We start from the raw sequence: 16,966 nt of genomic DNA, 5'->3' as shown, positions 1-16,966 counted from the left end.
CAATTCGCGCCAGTTGCCTGAGCTCTCCATGCAGGCTGATTTCGAGCTTTTCAACTAAAGCTGATCGTGCAAGTTCGGGGAATTCTCCGAATTTTAAAAACTGATCCGTTCACCTGCGACCGGAGTCGTCCAATAGCGAACGCCTTAAATTCAATGAAATGGGATCCGGGCGCCGTTTCAAACGATTCCTCCTGGCATAATTGTTATATATCAATCATGCAGGCTCGTGATTGATATGACTCCCAACAATTTTCATCCGTTCTTAATCCCTAATTCTTAATTCCCAAGTGATGTTCAAAAGTTATCTAACCATTGGCTGGCGAAACCTGATAAAAGACAAAGGATACTCGCTGTTGAATATCGGCGGACTGAGCCTTGGGGTTGCCATAGCCATTTTGATCGGCCTATGGATTAACGATGAGCTATCATTTAACAAGGCACACAACAACTACAAGAGCATCGCTGCAGTATTTCAGAACCTGACTACCGATGGGCACATCGATACCTGGTCAACACAATCCTATCAGCTTGGTAAGGCTCTGCGTGAGAACTATGACGATTACTTTCGCCACGTTGTGATGTGTTATCCCAGCAGTGCGATCGTGGCCTTCGATGAAAAGACATTTACTGTGAAGGGCAGCTTTATGGAAGAGGGTGCACCCGAAATGCTGTCATTAAAAATCGTGCATGGTAGGTCTACAGGTCTGGATGATCCAACCTCGATATTGGTATCGCAAACGATAGCCAGGAATTTGTTTCAGGACAAGAATCCAATTGGCCAGGTGTTGAAGTTTGATAACACGCTTGCCCTGAAAGTTGTGGGCGTATATGAAGATGTTTCTTCAACTTCAGATTTCGTCAGCGATCTGAGCTTTATTGCGCCCTTGGAGATCGAGGTGAAACGCGGCAATCGCTCGCTCGGATGGAACAACAACTGGCTCCAGGTGTACGTGCAGCTTGCTGCAAATACCGACATCAACAAGGTGTCGCAGGCCATTAAGGATGTGAAGCTGAAGAACGTTGATGAATACGATAAACGCTTTCAGCCTCAGTTGTTTCTTCATCCGATGGAGAAATGGCACCTGTATTCTGCATTCGAAAATGGTGTGAACGTTGGAGGCAGAATAGAATTTGTATGGATGTTTGGTGCCATCGGATGTTTTGTGTTGCTTCTTGCCTGTATCAATTTCATGAACCTCAGTACTGCACGTTCGCAAAAGCGGGGCAAAGAGGTAGGTGTTCGAAAGGTAATTGGCTCGTTGCGTACTCAGCTGGTACGGCAGTTCTTTACTGAATCATTCATTGTTGTAGCGCTCGCCTTCTCCATTGCCATCTTCATGGTACAGGTGTCAATGCCTTTATTCAATGAAGTAGCTGCGAAGAGCATCAGAGTGGACTGGACAAATCCGGTACTGTGGCTTATTATTATTGGGCTTGCTACAGCCGTCACGTTTTTAGCAGGGAGTTATCCCGCCTTGTATTTGTCGGCTTTCAGTCCTATCACAGTATTAAAAGGAATTCATACGCGAGGTAGCTATGCTTCGTTGCCGAGGAAAATGTTGGTTATTGTGCAGTTTACCGTATCGGTAACACTGATCATAGGAACGGTTGTTATCTATCAGCAAATTGAGCATGCCCGAAACCGGCCAGTAGGCTATTCGTTAGGCGGTCTGATCGCTGTTCCTATGAAAACGGGAGAGGTTAAGGCCAATTATCAGGGCCTGAGAAATGACCTGTTGTCAACAAACTTTTTCTCTGACATCTCTGCTTCGGAGACGACAGTTACGAACTTATGGTGGTCGGACTGGGGATTCGAGTGGAAGGGAAAGGATCCAACGCTTCAGGATAATATTTTCAGAGGCGCGGTGGACTACGAGTTTGGAAAGACTGTCGGATGGAAAGTCAAAGAGGGCCGCGACTTTGAGCGCGGGAATGTTAGCGACTCGTCGGCAATGATCCTGAACGAGGCTGCTGCGAAATACATGGGCTTCAAAGAGCCCATTGGTGAAATCGTGCGAGCATATGGAAGAACATATACTGTCATAGGAGTGGTAGAAGATATGGTGACTCAGTCGTTGTATTCTCCTTCCCGACAAACGATATTTATACTCGATCCTTTTAACAGCGCCAATTTCATTAACCTGCGGATCTCGAAAGATGCGCCAGTAGCGGAGGCGTTGTCTGTACTGAGCAGTACGTTTACAAAGCACAATCCCAATACGCCGTTTGAGTTCAGGTTTGCCGATGATGAGTTTGCCGACAAGTTCGCCTTCGAGGCGCGCGTAGGCAGCCTGGTAGGCATCTTCGCTGTGCTGGCTGTATTCATAAGCCTATTGGGATTGTTTGGTCTCGCCGCATACGTGGCCGAACAACGAACCAAGGAGATTGGTATTCGTAAAGTAATGGGAGCCAGCGTAGCCCGCCTGTGGCGGTTACTCGCCCGCGATTTCGTAGTTTTGGTTGTGATCGCCTGTTTTATCGCTTTGCCACTGGGGTATTATCTGATGAACTCGTGGTTACAGGACTATGATTATCGCACATCGATATCGTGGTGGATACTATTGCTCTCCGGAGCTGGTGCCGTCATGGCCACTGTAATTACAGTCAGCATTCAAACTCTCCGGGCGGCGATGGTCAACCCCGTCAAGAGCCTGAGGTCGGAATGACAGTTAACTTATAGTTTAGAATTAGAGAGTCCCTTTCCACTGGGGCTTTTTTAATGGTGTCTGTTCTCCGCTCCAAGTCCCACGCTTCAACCTAATTCATTCTTAATTCTTAATTCTTAATTCTTAATTCTAGTGTATCTTTCTTTTCGTACACCAGAATGAAGACCCTCATCACCTTCATCTTATGCCTGATCAGTGCCAGCAGCATCGCGCAGTCTAATGACACCGTTACTGTAGAAAAAGACCTGCTGGATATTATTCGGGGGAAGAACCACGTCAGGAAGAATGCCGGGCACCGGAAACTCATGAGGATATACATGCCGTTGGTTACCAGCAGTCCTGCTACGGGAACTTCCTTTGGAGTGACGGGTACAGGCCTTTGGTACAATGGAGATCCAAAGACGACTGATCTTTCAAACCTCGCTGTGGTAGGTCTGGTGTCGACCAAACAGCAAGTACAACTCATCCTACGGAGTTCGATATTCACAAAAGAGAATAAATGGATGCTGATGAATGACTGGCGATACTTCAAGTTCTCTCAGCCAACGTTTGGGCTAGGTAGTTCCGCTCCAGGATATACACTTCCAGAGGACGGCTTTCATATTCTGGGTATTAATACGTCAAGCCTCGAGAGCGGTCAAATGATGCTGTTCAACTATGTGAAGCTCTCACAGTATGCTTTATATAAGGCATTTGGTCCGTTGTACGTCGGCCTCGGCTACAGCTTTGACAGTCACTATGATATTGAAGACGTGAGGTTAAATCTTACCGGTGACAGCATCTTCGTGACAAGTCACTTTGCCTATAGCATAGCAAACGGATTCAATCCGACTTCTTACCGATCGTCAGGCTTCAGCATTAATCTTTCTGTCGACACCCGTGACAATGGTATAAACTCCTATAAAGGTCATTATGCATGGATGTCGTATCAGATCAATTCAAAGGGACTTGGAAGCTCAAAGGACGGTGGAATTCTATGGGCAGAGTATCGAACTTATCTGAATCTCAGCAAACGACATCAGCGAAATGTTCTGGCGCTTTGGACATTCGCCAATGCGGCCTTTGGCACCGTGCCCTATCTTGATCTGCCGTCGATGGGTTGGGACATGAACGGGAGTAGTGCAAGAGGCTATGCTCAAGGACGATACCGCGGCGAAGGTTACATGTATGCGGAGGCAGAATGGCGCTTTCCAATCTCACAGCACAATGGCCTATGGGGCGGCGTGTTATTTGCAAATGTATCGACGCTTAGCAACAAGGATGAAGGTGAGCACGTGTTTGAGAATTTCAATCCTGCTGGCGGTGTCGGGCTTCGGTTCAAAGCTGTAAAACGGGCGAGGTTGAACTTTTACCTTGACTATGCCGTGGGGCAGAACGGCTCGCATGGTTTGTATTTTGGGCTGGGAGAGTTTTTCTAGGAAATATTTAGGGACTAAAGCTAACCGTGGTCATTGTTTTCAAACAATCATAGCCAATAAAAGCCCATCGGCGCTAAAGCAAGGATGGCCAGTAATTCAGGGCGGCCAGATTCGAATTGACGACCCTTGGCGCCAAGGCGTCACGCGATACCTAACCTAACAGGGAAACGACAAATCGAACTTCAATAAAAAGCCCATCGACACGAAAGCATCGATGGGCTTAGTAAGTCGGGGCGGCCAGATTCGAACTGACGACCTCCTGGTCCCAAACCAGGCGCGATACCGGGCTACGCTACGCCCCGAACCGACTTAAAGTTATGATTATCAGCAATTTGCCAGAACAATCAAAACTTGGGATCGCAAAGATAGAATTTCTCCTCAATCCAACCGTCAGTTGAGCTTATTTTTTGTTGGCTCTGCCGCAATTCAATGGCAATCATCAGGTTAATTTTCATTAGTGTCAATGTTCTGAGGTCAATTGTTATTGGTACTATTGGGCCAGCTGATGCCCGTATTGTGCAATACTTTGTCTACATCATTTACAGCGATATTATTTCCGGCTTCTATGTCGGGCAGTGCCAAAATCTGTCAAACAGAATCAATGAGCACAATAGCGGTGAGACACTTTCGATCAAAAGAGGAAATACCATGGCGAATTGTTTGGTCACTGTCGCTATCAACAAGAAGTGAAGCTGTTCAATGGGAACGAAAAATAAAATCCCGGGGTGCCCGCCGTTATTTGGCAGGCATTGGGCACGGGATTTCTTAAACTCTATCGTGGCGCCTTGGCGCCAATGTCGTCAGTTCGAATCTGGCCGCCCCGACTTACTAAGCCCATCGATGCTCTCGCGTCGATGGGCTTTTTCGTTTAGGTTTACTTTGACCTTGTGCCCCCTGTAGTGCACCTCCGGCATATATTGTCCGCTAGTTCTGTCCGCGGTGTATCAATCTGAACACATCCAATATCAACTTTCCAGCAATCTGGCTTGATTCCGCGATGGCACGATGATCGTATTGCGGTCAGCAACCATAATACCGACAACCGTGTTAAACAACTACCTCAAGTCAGCTATCCGATTCTTGTTTAAAAATAAAGGTTATACGCTCCTTAACCTATCCGGCCTCATCGTGGGCATATCCTTCAGCTGCATGCTGTTCAAGTATGTTTCGTACGAGCTATCATTCGACAAATTCCATGAAAAAGCTGATCGCACATACCGAGTCATGACCATTGACAACAGCGACAAAACATCTCCGGCACGATACAACGTAACCGCCGTTCCGGTCGGACCAGAATTGGCAAAAACATTCCCGGAGATCGAAAAGTCGGCCCGGCTTTACAGGTTCATGGGGCAAGTTGTCTTCAACATCAACGGTGAGAATTTCATGGAGCGGGATTGGTATATGGCCGATTCAACCATCTTCGACATATTCGACTACGAGTTTCTTCATGGCGACAAATCAACAGCGCTGACACAACCCTCATCCATTGTCATCAGTGAGGCCGCCGCCATTCAATACTTTGGAGAGACAAACGTAGTGGGGCAAATGATTGAAAAAACAAACCTTGGACCTCTTAAAGTAACCGGAGTGCTTAAGACTCCGCCCGTAAACAGCCACCTCTTCTTCAACGTACTCGTTTCAACATCATACAATGAACCATTCTGGAAAGAGATATTGAATGACTGGACCTTCGATTTAAAGACACCGATCGTTGCGTATACCTATGTGGTGGTGAATGACAGAATATCCAGCGCATCACTAACAAATAAACTAAGCACATTTGAGCGAACACACTTTGGTGCATCTCAACAGAATATCAACCTTCAACTCCAGCCATTGTCTGATATTTACCTTCACTCGGATGATGTGAAAGAGGAACATAAGATAACACGATATGGAAACATGTCGTACATCTACATATTCTCGTCGATGGGTGTGTTGCTCATGCTGCTCGTCTCCGTCAATTACATTAACTTAACTACTACGCGTGCCATATCGAGAGCCCGGGAAATCGGTGTTCGCAAGGTAGCCGGTGCTCAACGGCGTCAACTGATTTTCCAGTACATGACGGAATCATTGTGCATTACGCAAGCAGCGATGCTCATCTCCATTGGTGTGATGGATCTCTCCTACCCGTTCTTCAATCAAATCACCGGCCGCGACTTCGATATCAGTCTTTCAACCATTACAGAATACCTACCCGCGCTGATCATTGTCTCTGCAGCCATTGGTCTTGTCGCAGGGTGTTATCCGGCGTTGTACCTATCAGGACTTAAGCCTGTTGCTTCTCTCCGGGGTAACGGAGTTACTCCCGGATCGAATGGAACATTGAGACAGGTTCTTGTCGTTACGCAATTCGCACTCAGCATCACAATGATTATCTCCACTCTTGTCGTGGGAAGGCAAATGAACTTCATTCAATCGAAGGACCTTGGTTTTCGGAAAGACAATATGATGGTGGTGGATATCAATAGCGCTAATGTCAGATCGAAGTTTGAAACGATGAAGGCAGAATACCTGAAAATTCCCGGTGTAACAAACGTTGCCACGTCGTCACGCGTGCCCGGCGAATGGAAGAACATTGCACAAATTTATGCTCAGACCAACAATGCCGTTGACTCTCTTAACATGTATTTCATGGGATTCGATGAGGACATGCTGGATACCTACCATTTTCGTTTGACAGACGGGCGTTTCTTCACAAAGGCAAGCAGAGAAGATTCAACACATGTTCTGTTGAATCAGGAAGCAGCTAAGGCTTTGTCATTGAATGATCCCATTGGAAAGCAGGTCACGCTTCGCACACCGGATGGCAATCTGAACGTGACCATTATTGGCGTGCTCGAAAACTTCAACTTCCAATCATTGCACGCCCGCATTCAGCCTATGATGATTGGTGCCTGGAACAATCCCGTTCAAAGCATCGATTACTTTACACTCAGGTTCTCGGGCGATGTTACATCTACTGTTGAGGCTGCCACTACGGTTCACAATCAATTCGACCTGCGAACTCCAATTGAGTTTCATTTTCTTGATGAACAACTTCAGACATTTTATGATAACGAACGACGTGCCAGCATGATCTTTCAGATGGGTGCGGCAGTAAGCATTTTTGTTGCTTGTCTCGGGTTATCGGGACTGGCGGCCTACAACATACAGCGACGTGTGAAAGAGATGGGCATTCGAAAGATTCTCGGCGCAAGCCCTTCACAGATCTTCATATTGTTGTCATCAACTTTCATGAAACAAATCCTGGTAGCATTTCTTATCGCTATCCCGGTTGCTTATATCGTAATGAATAAGTGGCTGGAAGCATTTCAGTACAGGATAGGAATAACTGTCGGCGTTTTTCTTGTCGCAGGTGCCAGTGCGCTGACAATAGCATTACTAACAATTAGTTTTAGAACGCTCGTGGCGACAAGGACCAACCCAGTGGATACCCTACGGCACGGCGAATAGCGTAAAATAAAAAAGCCACAGGCGGAGGCCTGTGGCTTTGAGAATGTTGCAATAAAATCAGAAGCGGTAATTTACACTGAGACGGAAGTTGCGCGGAGCTTCGGTTTGCGTGTAGTAGAAGTTCTGCCAGGCATAGTAAGATCCGCTATACAGGAACTCATCGAAAACGTTGAACACATTGGCGGCAATACGAATGTTCTTGCTTTCCCAGAACAAGCCCGCATCAACCTTGTTGTATGTAGGAAGTTCCTGTGATGGGTCTGGCAATGGATCCCAATATGTTTCGCGGTCTGCCATCATCGTATAGCCTAACGACGCACCTACTCCACGAAGCAGCCCTTCCTGAATTGAATAGCCAATCCAGAGGTTCGCAGTATGACGGGCAAAGCCGGGAACGACATCGCCAACATTGACTGCAGTAACACCCTCCGTAACTTTAGTCACCTTCGAATCGGTGAAAGCATAATTCGCAGTTGCCGTCAAACCAGGCAGCAGTGAACCACGGACATCGAACTCAATTCCCTGTGCGCGCTTCTGTCCGAGCTCAACACTAAGGCCCGAATTCATAGGTGCATTAGGATCGGCCGTCAACTCGTTGTTTTTCAGGATACGATAAAATGCCAGAGATGAGGTGAATCTTCCATCAGCCCAGTTCCGTTTCAAACCAAATTCAATGTTGTTACCAGTGATCGGTTGCACTTTACTACCGCTTGACAATACACCTGACTGAGGTGTGAATGCCTGATCGTACAAGGCATATGCCGTTGTTGACGAAGTAATATTTACGCTAAGTCCTACGCGTGGTGTTACATGTTTGGCTTCAGACGACCCGTAATAAGATTGTTTGATATATGTGTAACGTCCCGCTATCGTCAGGCGAGCACGGTTTTCGAAGAAACCAAGTTCATCCTGTAAATAGACGCCGTAGTAACGCTGGTCCTGAAAGCTTCCGGCCGCAGCCGCTCGCTCTGATAACGGCGTTGAGTAATCGAATGCTGGATAACCTCCATTCGGCGCGCCGACGTTGGGGGCGCTGAGACTGAACTCACCACCGAGTGTATCAAGTGCGTGACTCTGCGACCAATCGGCGAGATAGGACTTATTCGCCAGATCTAACCCTGCCAATACTCTATGGCGAATCATGCCAGTGGTGAAGTCACCATTGACAAACACCTGTGCCATGTTCATTTCGCTTTTTGCCTGCCAGCTTCCCACACCACGGATCATCGTGTTATCAGGATTCACTGCTATTGGCCACATCGAAGAGCCGTCCTGGCTATAATCAAATCGTGCTACCTGAGCCGTTAACTTCCATGATTCGTTAAAATCATGTTGCAGGTTCACATACAGACTGTGGTCTTTGATTTTTGTTCCAGCAAGACCAGCGGGAAGCGTAGTGAAATCTACTGGCAAAGTGCCCAAACCGTGAGTGTCGTAAACGTAGTATGAACCGACATCACTCATGTTCGCTAGTTGCAGGGTATACTCTAATGTCAGTTTGGTCTTGTCGTCCAGCTGATAAGAGATGACAGGAGCAATGGTGTAGCGATCGTTATACTCGTTTGGTCGGTGTGATTTTTTATTCTGACCGGCAATGTTCAGGCGGTACAAGAGGCGTCCGTCTGAAGAGAGTTTACCGTCGAGATCAAGCGATGTACGGTAAAGATCGAAGCTACCAACAGTGAACGCCACTTCACCCTGTGATTTACCGGTGGGCTTCTTGGTCACCACATTGTAAAGGCCGCTCGGGTCGCCGGAGGACAACATGAATCCCGCAGGACCTTTTACGAACTCGATATGATCGACGAAGCTCATGTCTTCAGTAAGAGGTCCCCAATAAGAGTTCACTACATTGAAACCATTTCGAAAGGCCTGCACTTGTGCACCACGGGACAATACATTGGTATAGAGGTCACCCCAGTGTTCAGAACGAACAGCACCGCTTACGTTTCGCAGTACGCCGTCACTCATGCTGATCACTTGCTGATCACGCAAAACATCGCTGGTCACCATCTGAATATTCTGAGGAGTCTCGAGCAACGGCGTGGTTAGACGCAAGCTTGACGATGGTTCATTGATCGTATACACGCCGCGTGTTTCAGCGACAATGATCTCATCCAGTTGCTGTGCACTCTCTTTTAATGTGAAATCTATCGTGGTACGTTTTCCGCTCACCACTTCAACATCGCGTTCCTGTGTTTCAAGGCCTACGAAAGTGGCTACCACCGTGTAATTTCCTGGAGGAACCGGGGCAATCACGAAGCGGCCCTTCCGGTCGGCGATAGCACCTTTTGAACTCCCCTTTAGGGTGACGTTTACAAATTCGGCCGGAGATCCGTCTACTGTTGTAACAGTGCCTCCCACCGAACCATGATTCTGGGCGCTCACCCCGACCGAAGTAAGGAATACAAGCACCAACAAGTAAAGACTGCGCATAATTATTTAGACAAATTTTAAATAGTGCGCAATGATCTATTCCGGCAATCGCAATTGCAAAAGATCGCACAGTAAGTTTGAATAAATGACTTTGGGAGGTGAGCCCTCTACCCGATACAGGGTATACAGCATGACCTGAACAGGTCATGAATTTACGAGTGACTAGCCGCGATCGGTTAGCCAGTATTTCATAAGTTATTCGGTTCGCTGACAACCAATAACACAAATGGCGCCTTTACGCGCCATTCATGTTGTTCCCGGCGTTGATACAACGCTTATACTGTTCAGCTATTACTTCAATTCGTCGATAATAGGAATACTTTCGAAAATAGCCGTACGCACCTGGCTGAGCAGATACGCTTCTATCTGTACAAACTGAGCGGCGGCCTTTACCGTCGAAGCTTTCTTCATTTTACCATAGTAGGTGTGGATCAGCTTATCGGTCTTGGCGCCCAAAGAAAGCATGTCTTTTGTTATCTTGTCAGTAGTTGCGTCATCCAGTGTCGAATAGTTCTTTGCATAACGCTCCAGCAGGGCAACACGCTGATGGCCAAGTTCCTTTCTTTTTACCTCATACTCATCATAAAGCTTCCAAAAGGCATCCTTTTGCGCGCCTTCAAGCTGAATGAATTGTGCGACCACTGCTTTCTTCTCTTTGCCGTAGATAGACTGGATAAAATCTACGTCTTCCTTGTTGCTTTGCGCTGCTGCAGCGAACGAGGCAACCATAAATGCGATGATTAGAATCTTTTTTGACATAGTGAGGGTATTTGAAATCCGTTAGTAATGACAACTGGGTGCAGTTTAACAATTTAATCTTTGAGAACAACCAAAGGAAGGATGTTTCAGAAATTAAGAAAACCGTGTGCTTTTGTTATTGAGGCCGAGTGAAATATCGGGCTCTTTCCCATGCTCTTTTAGGACACGTCCAGGAACGTCATTGAGCCTGTCCAAAAGGTTCAGTATAAAGCATTTAATCCATTTCAACCTCTTAGCTGCCTCATGTGAGGTTTTTGGCCTTTTGCAAGCAGAAGCAGGGCCCCGTCGCTGCTCCGGATATTAACTTTACAGCAACGATCTCTCTGCTTGTGTTACCCTCGTGCTTGCGATTAATCGCATCCATCTTAATCACAACCATCTCTCTTGGATCAGTCCTTGGGCAGCAGCAAGGGTCAATTCTGGATGGCTACGTGGTGGACAACACGTCAAATGCCCCATTGCCAGGAGCAACAGTCTTCATCAAAGAGCTGTCGCGGGGAACAACCGCCGATGTCAGGGGGCACTACATGCTCCAACTGGCGCCGGGTACTTATTCTGTTAAGTTCTCATTTATAGGTTACGACTCCGATTCCGCTATTGTGGAAGCGGGCGTCCACACAACCCACACTGTACGTCTGAAGCCAGCCAGCGTTGTAATCAATGAGGTTACCGTTACAGCGGAAAAGGCTGACGCGAATCTCGCAAAAACGGAAACAGGCATGATCGTTATCCACAAGGACGATCTTGAGAAAATGCCCTACCTCCTGGGCGAAGTCGACCCGGTGCGCATGATTCAGCTTACGCCCGGCATACATACTTCCGGTGAAGGGAGTACAGGTTTCTACGTGCGTGGTGGTGCTGTCGATCAAAACCTCATGACACTGGATAACAGTACCATCTATAATCCAAGTCATTTGTTTGGCTTCTTCTCCATTTTCAATGGCAGTACGATTGAGGATATGGAACTTTACAAAGGGGGAATACCCGCGGATCTTGGCGGAAGGCTTTCTTCTGTTACCAACATTCACACCCGGAAAGGCAACGCTGAAGAATTTAAGGGGGAAGGCAGCATCGGCATTATTGCAGCCAGTGTATTGGCGGAGGGTCCGATTAAGAAAAACAAAAGCTCATTTCTGGTTGCTGCAAGGAGAACATACGTTGACCTGTTTGCCAAGGCGCTGAGAGACCTTCGTTTTCTCAAACAGGACATCAATTATTATTTCTACGACATCAACACGAACCTCGATTTTACTTTAGGCGGAAAAGATCAACTCCGTATTCGCGGATATTTCGGGCAGGATGTTTTCAAATATCAGGCGAGCAACTCATTCGACAATGACATGGATTGGAGAAATATATCCGGATCGGTAACGTGGCAGCATTCTTTTCACGAGAATCTTTACGGCGAGTTGGTTGTCAATACTTCGTTGTACGATATGAATTTCGGCGCAACAATAAACACCTACGCATTTAATATCGCGTCCAATATCCGGGATAAGGGCTTCTCCTATCAGCTCAACTGGCAGCTCAATGATCATGATATCAGCATGGGCGTGGTTTATACGCATCACACATTGCGCCCGAACAACTTCGCAGCCTCAAGTGATGATGTGGACCTGGAAGTTGCTCCCAAAGCACAGCTGTTTGCGCACGAGGTCGCGGCATTCGTGAATGACAAAATAGAAATCACAGAAGCACTGCAGATCAGTGCCGGAATACGCTTCACCGGTTATAGCCAGGCCGGACCTTTCACACGATATCTTCAAGACGACAACTTCCAGGTACTGGATACTATACAGTACGCCCGATACGAACCCATTGCCGTTTACTTCAACGCAGAACCACGGCTCTCGCTTCGGTATCGCCTGAACGACGTATCATCTCTCAAAGCATCGTATGACAATACACACCAGTACATGCATATGGCACCGCTCTCATCAGTGTCTCTGCCACTCGACATGTGGGTGCCCAGTACCGAGAATATTAAACCTCAATCAGCGCATCAGTGGTCAGCGGGCTATTTCCGGAACTTCAATGAACAGACTATCGAAACATCCGTCGTTGGATACTATAAGACGATGGATCATCAGCTCGAATACCGCGAGGGTACTATTATTGGCTATAGCAAAGGACTTAACTTCGACGACAACTTTGTGTTTGGGAAAGGTAAGTCGTACGGAATTGAGCTCTCGGTGAAGAAGACCGCTGGCAGCTTAACAGGACAAGTATCCTATACGTTGTCGAAAACAACACGTACGTTTTCCGATCTGAATAAGGGAAAAACTTTTGACGCCAAGTATGATCGCCTCCACGACCTTTCCCTAATGGCGAACTACGAACACAATCGCCGCTGGACATTCTCTGGCGTATTTGTATATGGCACTGGCAATGCGCTTAACCTTCCCGTGGCGCGCTACATCATTCAGGGAAATATTATCAATGAGTACGGCGCCCGAAACGCTTTCCGCATGCCACCCTACCATCGTCTTGATGTGTCAGTAACCTATGCCGCGAGGAAGTCTGAGCGTTTTCAGTCGTATTGGATATTGTCAGTATACAATGTGTACAGCCGCAAGAATCCCTACTACATTTATTTTGAGACTAAAGGCAACCTGGACAACTATGAACTGGAAACCAGCATCAAACAAGTATCCTTGTTTCCTATCATTCCGGCCATCACCTATCGCATCAAATTCTAATGATGAGGTCGCTGGCATTTATACTTTTAGTTATTATAAGCCTCACCCGCTGCGCTCCGGAGTCGGATTTTAACGCAATTCCGTACACTAAAAAGCTTGTGGTCGATGGCGCTATTGAAAGCAATGGGTATCCACGGGTACAACTAAGCTACAGTGCGGCATACTTTGAAGAAATCGATTCGGCGAACATCCGCGACCTCATGGTGTCTACTGCCAAGGTTACGGTTAGCGATGGCGAACAGGAAGAGGTGTTAACACTGCGCCGCGACAACAACCTGTTCCCTCCGTTTTATTACGAAGGCACCAGTATTGTGGGCAAAGCGGGGAAACGATATGACCTGACGATTGAATTAAAGGGAGAAATCTATACGGCAACAACCACCATTCCTGAACCCAGGAAGCTAGACAAGCTCTGGTTTGCGCTTGCACCTGATAAAGATTCGCTTGGATACCTTTATGGTAAAATAAGCGATAACGCTGCGGAGCAAAACTTCTACCGCCTGTTCACACAACGAAAAAATGTAGATCCCCGCTTCTTTCCCGTGTACTTGTCCGCCATCGATGATCAGTACTTCAACGGAAAGTCATTCACATTCACTGTCTTTCGCGGACCGGAGAACTTCTCCGAAATAAAGGACGACCTCTACTTTGCAAAAGGTGATACTATCAAATTAAAGTTCTGTACAATGGATAAAGCGCACTACGACTTCTGGAGAACAATGGAGCGGGAGCTCTACGTCGTAGGTAATCCGTTCGCTTCGTCCGGGAACGAAGTGCTCTCGAACATACAGGGTAAGAATGTGCTCGGTGTTTGGGGTGGCTATGGTGTTACGCTATACGAAACGGTAGCGCGTTAACTCTTTTTCAATATCTGTTATCGACTTGCTATCCTATGTTCCATTAGGAGCGTGCGCAATAGCAGATACGCTTTATAGAATCCCACGCCGCATAATGGCCGGGCACAATACGATTTACTCCACCAAAACAAAAAAGCTGCGCGACAAATCGCACAGCTTTTAATGCTATTGCTCGTATAGTTACTTATTCGAGATCTTCGACGAATTGCTCAAGCTTGGTCTGCAGGTCAGAGAAACCTACTTCAGTATAAGTCTGCAGATCAGACTTAGTACCATCTGCGAAGATCATACGAATTTCCATGCGGTCGTAATCCTCAGTGACGGTCTCGCATACCACGTCGTAATCCTGAGTTGTTTCATTCCAGATCCAATCACAAGACTCATATTCTTCCGTCTCCGTGAATGTGTAGAATTCGCTTTCCGCGATCTTCTCCTTGCTGTCGGCATAGAAAACCAACAACTTGTAGTTCGCATTCCAAGCGGCGGCCTTAGCTTGTGCTGATTCAGCGGCTTCCAACGCCTGACGCAATTTTGTAGCGTCGAGTTCACCAGAGAATTTGATATTCATAATCTGGAAATAAGCGCTTGCGTTTGCTACTACGTCAATACCTTCATCGCTTCCTTCAACAGCTTCTGAACTGAAGCTACCTGCGCCACGCAATCCGAATGAAAGCAAATTCTTATCACCTTCAGTCAGTGAGTAGTCGACTTTTGCCTCAGTTACTGTGTTTACTACACTATACTTAAGCGTGTACTGATCGATGCTGATCGCGATGGATGCTGATTCAGGATCGCCGTCCTTGTTATACGCGGCTGCGAATTCGTAACCCATTTTCTTTGTGCCGTCTACCGTAAGGTTAGCCTTTAACGCCGTTGGGTAATCGCCTGTGTAATCGGCGCCGCCCAAATCGCTGGCAATAGTTACGCCTTTGTAATCGAATATGGAGTATTCAGCGTTGTTCGTTGTTCCGTTTTCTGTAGAAGGAAACTTGAAGACGATCTTATCGCCGCTCTTCTCGTAAGTCCAGGTATCGTTGGCTTTGCTGTATGTGTATATACCAACCGCGTCGTTAAACTCCTGTTGGAATGAGGTAAATTCATCGGCTGCACTGCGCATCCCAGTAAGTGTCTTTGAAGCAGATGAGCTGCCAGAGCCCAAAGAGCTGAGCAAGCTGATAATGCGAATACCCTGGTTTGCATTTAAGCGACCTCCCAGACTTGCAGGAAGTCCCGCACCGTCAAGGTGTTTTCCAAATGCAATTGAGGTCTTAATACCACTGGCGCTCTTCAGATTATTCACACCGTTTATAAGTTCGATGCCATTATCTTCAAGACTTGCCTTGTTTTGTTCTACTGTTTTGGTGCTAAATTCAGTGGGGAATTCAGGCTCGTTGGATGGTGTCGGCTTTACATCGTCATCATTGCCGCAAGAGCTAACAAGCAGCGCTCCCGCCAAAATCATCGCACTAAACCTAAGGTGTGTTTTATTCATAACTCTTTTAATGGTTTCTATGGCAATGATACAGTGCAAATGAATACTCATAAAAACCCGGGCGTACACTTAAAAAAAAAGCTATGTAAGGATGTGTCTGCTGTAAAATTTTAGGCGCCTGAAATTGGTTTTGCCCTATTCTACAGACGGCGACAAACGCACAATTGAGTGATCGCGATATAACCAATCTCTGTGTATCAGGGTGTTGCATTGGCTGATGTGCATTTTTTGCATTAACAACGCTAATGGTACATGCGTTGCCCGGTGTGAGCTTCTGCGGGCGAGCTCAATTAAGGTGGTTACCTTATGAACTTGACTCGTATGTGCGCAGATGGCGATGGGTAACATTCACACAATTGGTTCTCTATCCAGCCCGGTAAGATCGGATACGTTCGCGCGCACTGATTAAATAACCGGACCGTGCTTGATCTTTTTGTTTGATGTAAAACGGCTGAACGTACGTGGCTAAAAATCCATTGACATCCAGAGATCTTTTCTCAGTTTAGCTTGACATCTTAGATCAATTTTTCGTCTTAGCTAACTTTTTCCGTTTCAGTATCCTCAAACAATGACTGTATCTCTGAGGATAAAGTCGAGGCCATGATTCACTATTACTTCAATGTTAAGGTAAACCGGTAACGTACACCGAGCACAAATAATAAAAACAAATTCATGCTTTCTGTGGAGTAGCGTCTTCGACGGCTAACATGTGCCGCGGTAATGAACGGAAAAAACAAGCGCTTACCAAAGATTACTGAATGCCAGTTCGACCGGGTCGGTGGACCGGAGCCATAAAATAAAAAAAGCCCTTTCGGGCTTGTTGAATGAAGTTTTCGTGATCCGACAGGGACTCGAACCCCGAACCGTCAGCTTAGAAGGCTGATGCTCTATCCAGTTGAGCTATCGGACCATTCACGTTGGCACCACTCCGATACATGATCTTGCGGACTATAACCGCTGAAACTAACCCTCCTTACCTTAGGACCGGCCAGGTCAATCATGACCGCCATAGAGCAAAACTACAAAATCTTAACCTGGATGGCTTGACCAGGTATATGCGGAGAGAGGGGGATTCGAACCCCCGGTACAGTTTAACCCGTACGACAGTTTAGCAAACTATTGGTTTCAGCCACTCACCCACCTCTCCAGCGAGTAAAATACCGCCCTTTTTCAAAGG

At 46.8% G+C, this 16,966-nt stretch carries 9 protein-coding genes and 4 tRNA genes; 7 read left to right on the top strand and 6 right to left on the bottom strand.

What is annotated here, in order from left to right:
* Window positions 1-290 precede the first annotated feature (290 nt).
* Complete coding sequence (locus WBG78_RS26365) at window positions 291-2,666, top strand: ABC transporter permease (RefSeq protein WP_337329509.1); 2,376 nt, start codon at window positions 291-293, stop codon at window positions 2,664-2,666.
* A gap of 158 nt (window positions 2,667-2,824) precedes the next feature.
* Complete coding sequence (locus tag WBG78_RS26360; protein ID WP_337329508.1) at window positions 2,825-4,084, top strand: BamA/TamA family outer membrane protein; 1,260 nt, start codon at window positions 2,825-2,827, stop codon at window positions 4,082-4,084.
* Window positions 4,085-4,312: 228 nt separating this feature from the next.
* On the opposite strand, the gene WBG78_RS26355 is transcribed toward WBG78_RS26360, so the two are convergent.
* Window positions 4,313-4,386 (bottom strand) — tRNA-Pro (locus tag WBG78_RS26355).
* Window positions 4,387-4,513: 127 nt separating this feature from the next.
* Here WBG78_RS26355 and WBG78_RS30800 point away from each other — a divergent pair.
* From WBG78_RS30800 to WBG78_RS26345, 3 genes are all read left to right on the top strand, one after another.
* Window positions 4,514-4,774 carry a GIY-YIG nuclease family protein gene (locus WBG78_RS30800; protein WP_443092804.1) on the top strand — a complete coding sequence of 87 codons (261 nt, stop codon included), beginning with the start codon at window positions 4,514-4,516 and terminating at the stop codon, window positions 4,772-4,774.
* 31 nt (window positions 4,775-4,805) lie between these two features.
* Window positions 4,806-4,908: transfer RNA gene (locus tag WBG78_RS26350), tRNA-OTHER, on the top strand.
* Between the two features lie 220 nt (window positions 4,909-5,128).
* The gene (locus WBG78_RS26345) at window positions 5,129-7,546 is read left to right on the top strand and encodes an ABC transporter permease (protein WP_337329507.1); all 2,418 of its coding nucleotides are present in this window, start codon (window positions 5,129-5,131) and stop codon (window positions 7,544-7,546) included.
* A 57-nt stretch (window positions 7,547-7,603) separates the two neighbouring features.
* Here the strand turns inward: WBG78_RS26345 and WBG78_RS26340 are convergent, their stop codons facing one another.
* Window positions 7,604-9,982, bottom strand: a complete 2,379-nt coding sequence (locus WBG78_RS26340; RefSeq protein WP_337329506.1) for a TonB-dependent receptor — start codon at window positions 9,980-9,982, stop codon at window positions 7,604-7,606.
* A gap of 291 nt (window positions 9,983-10,273) precedes the next feature.
* A complete protein-coding gene (locus WBG78_RS26335) occupies window positions 10,274-10,741 on the bottom strand; it encodes a hypothetical protein (RefSeq protein ID WP_337329505.1) in 468 nt (155 codons plus the stop codon).
* Window positions 10,742-10,986: 245 nt separating this feature from the next.
* Here WBG78_RS26335 and WBG78_RS26330 point away from each other — a divergent pair, with 245 nt between their 5' ends.
* Window positions 10,987-13,440 (top strand): TonB-dependent receptor, encoded by a 2,454-nt coding sequence (locus tag WBG78_RS26330; protein WP_337329504.1) that lies wholly within the window; start codon window positions 10,987-10,989, stop codon window positions 13,438-13,440.
* A complete protein-coding gene (locus WBG78_RS26325) occupies window positions 13,440-14,297 on the top strand; it encodes a DUF4249 domain-containing protein (protein WP_337329503.1) in 858 nt (285 codons plus the stop codon). The genes WBG78_RS26330 and WBG78_RS26325 overlap by 1 nt, the downstream gene beginning before the upstream one ends.
* Window positions 14,298-14,481: 184 nt before the next feature.
* Here WBG78_RS26325 and WBG78_RS26320 read toward each other — a convergent pair whose 3' ends face one another.
* The 3 genes from WBG78_RS26320 to WBG78_RS26310 form a co-directional block, all read right to left on the bottom strand.
* Window positions 14,482-15,789, bottom strand: coding sequence for a hypothetical protein (locus tag WBG78_RS26320; RefSeq protein WP_337329502.1), 1,308 nt, complete (start codon window positions 15,787-15,789; stop codon window positions 14,482-14,484).
* Between the two features lie 836 nt (window positions 15,790-16,625).
* A tRNA-Arg gene (locus WBG78_RS26315) sits at window positions 16,626-16,699 on the bottom strand.
* A gap of 148 nt (window positions 16,700-16,847) precedes the next feature.
* Window positions 16,848-16,936: transfer RNA gene (locus WBG78_RS26310), tRNA-Ser, on the bottom strand.
* Window positions 16,937-16,966: the final 30 nt, after the last annotated feature.

The organism is Chryseolinea sp. T2 (assembly GCF_037203685.1).
GTDB lineage: Bacteria > Bacteroidota > Bacteroidia > Cytophagales > Cyclobacteriaceae > Chryseolinea.
Note: the sequence above shows the minus strand (reverse complement) of the source record. Positions and strands in the feature narration are given on the sequence as shown.

Bases quoted from the DNA above. Each gene is read 5' to 3' on its own strand.
- WBG78_RS26360 (WP_337329508.1), top strand. From the start codon at position 2,825: ATGAAGACCCTCATCACCTTCATCTTATGCCTGATCAGTGCCAGCAGC.
- WBG78_RS26365 (WP_337329509.1), top strand. From the start codon at position 291: ATGTTCAAAAGTTATCTAACCATTGGCTGGCGAAACCTGATAAAAGAC.
- WBG78_RS26340 (WP_337329506.1), bottom strand. From the start codon at position 9,982: ATGCGCAGTCTTTACTTGTTGGTGCTTGTATTCCTTACTTCGGTCGGG.
- WBG78_RS26335 (WP_337329505.1), bottom strand. From the start codon at position 10,741: ATGTCAAAAAAGATTCTAATCATCGCATTTATGGTTGCCTCGTTCGCT.
- WBG78_RS30800 (WP_443092804.1), top strand. From the start codon at position 4,514: ATGGCAATCATCAGGTTAATTTTCATTAGTGTCAATGTTCTGAGGTCA.
- WBG78_RS26320 (WP_337329502.1), bottom strand. From the start codon at position 15,789: ATGAATAAAACACACCTTAGGTTTAGTGCGATGATTTTGGCGGGAGCG.
- WBG78_RS26325 (WP_337329503.1), top strand. From the start codon at position 13,440: ATGATGAGGTCGCTGGCATTTATACTTTTAGTTATTATAAGCCTCACC.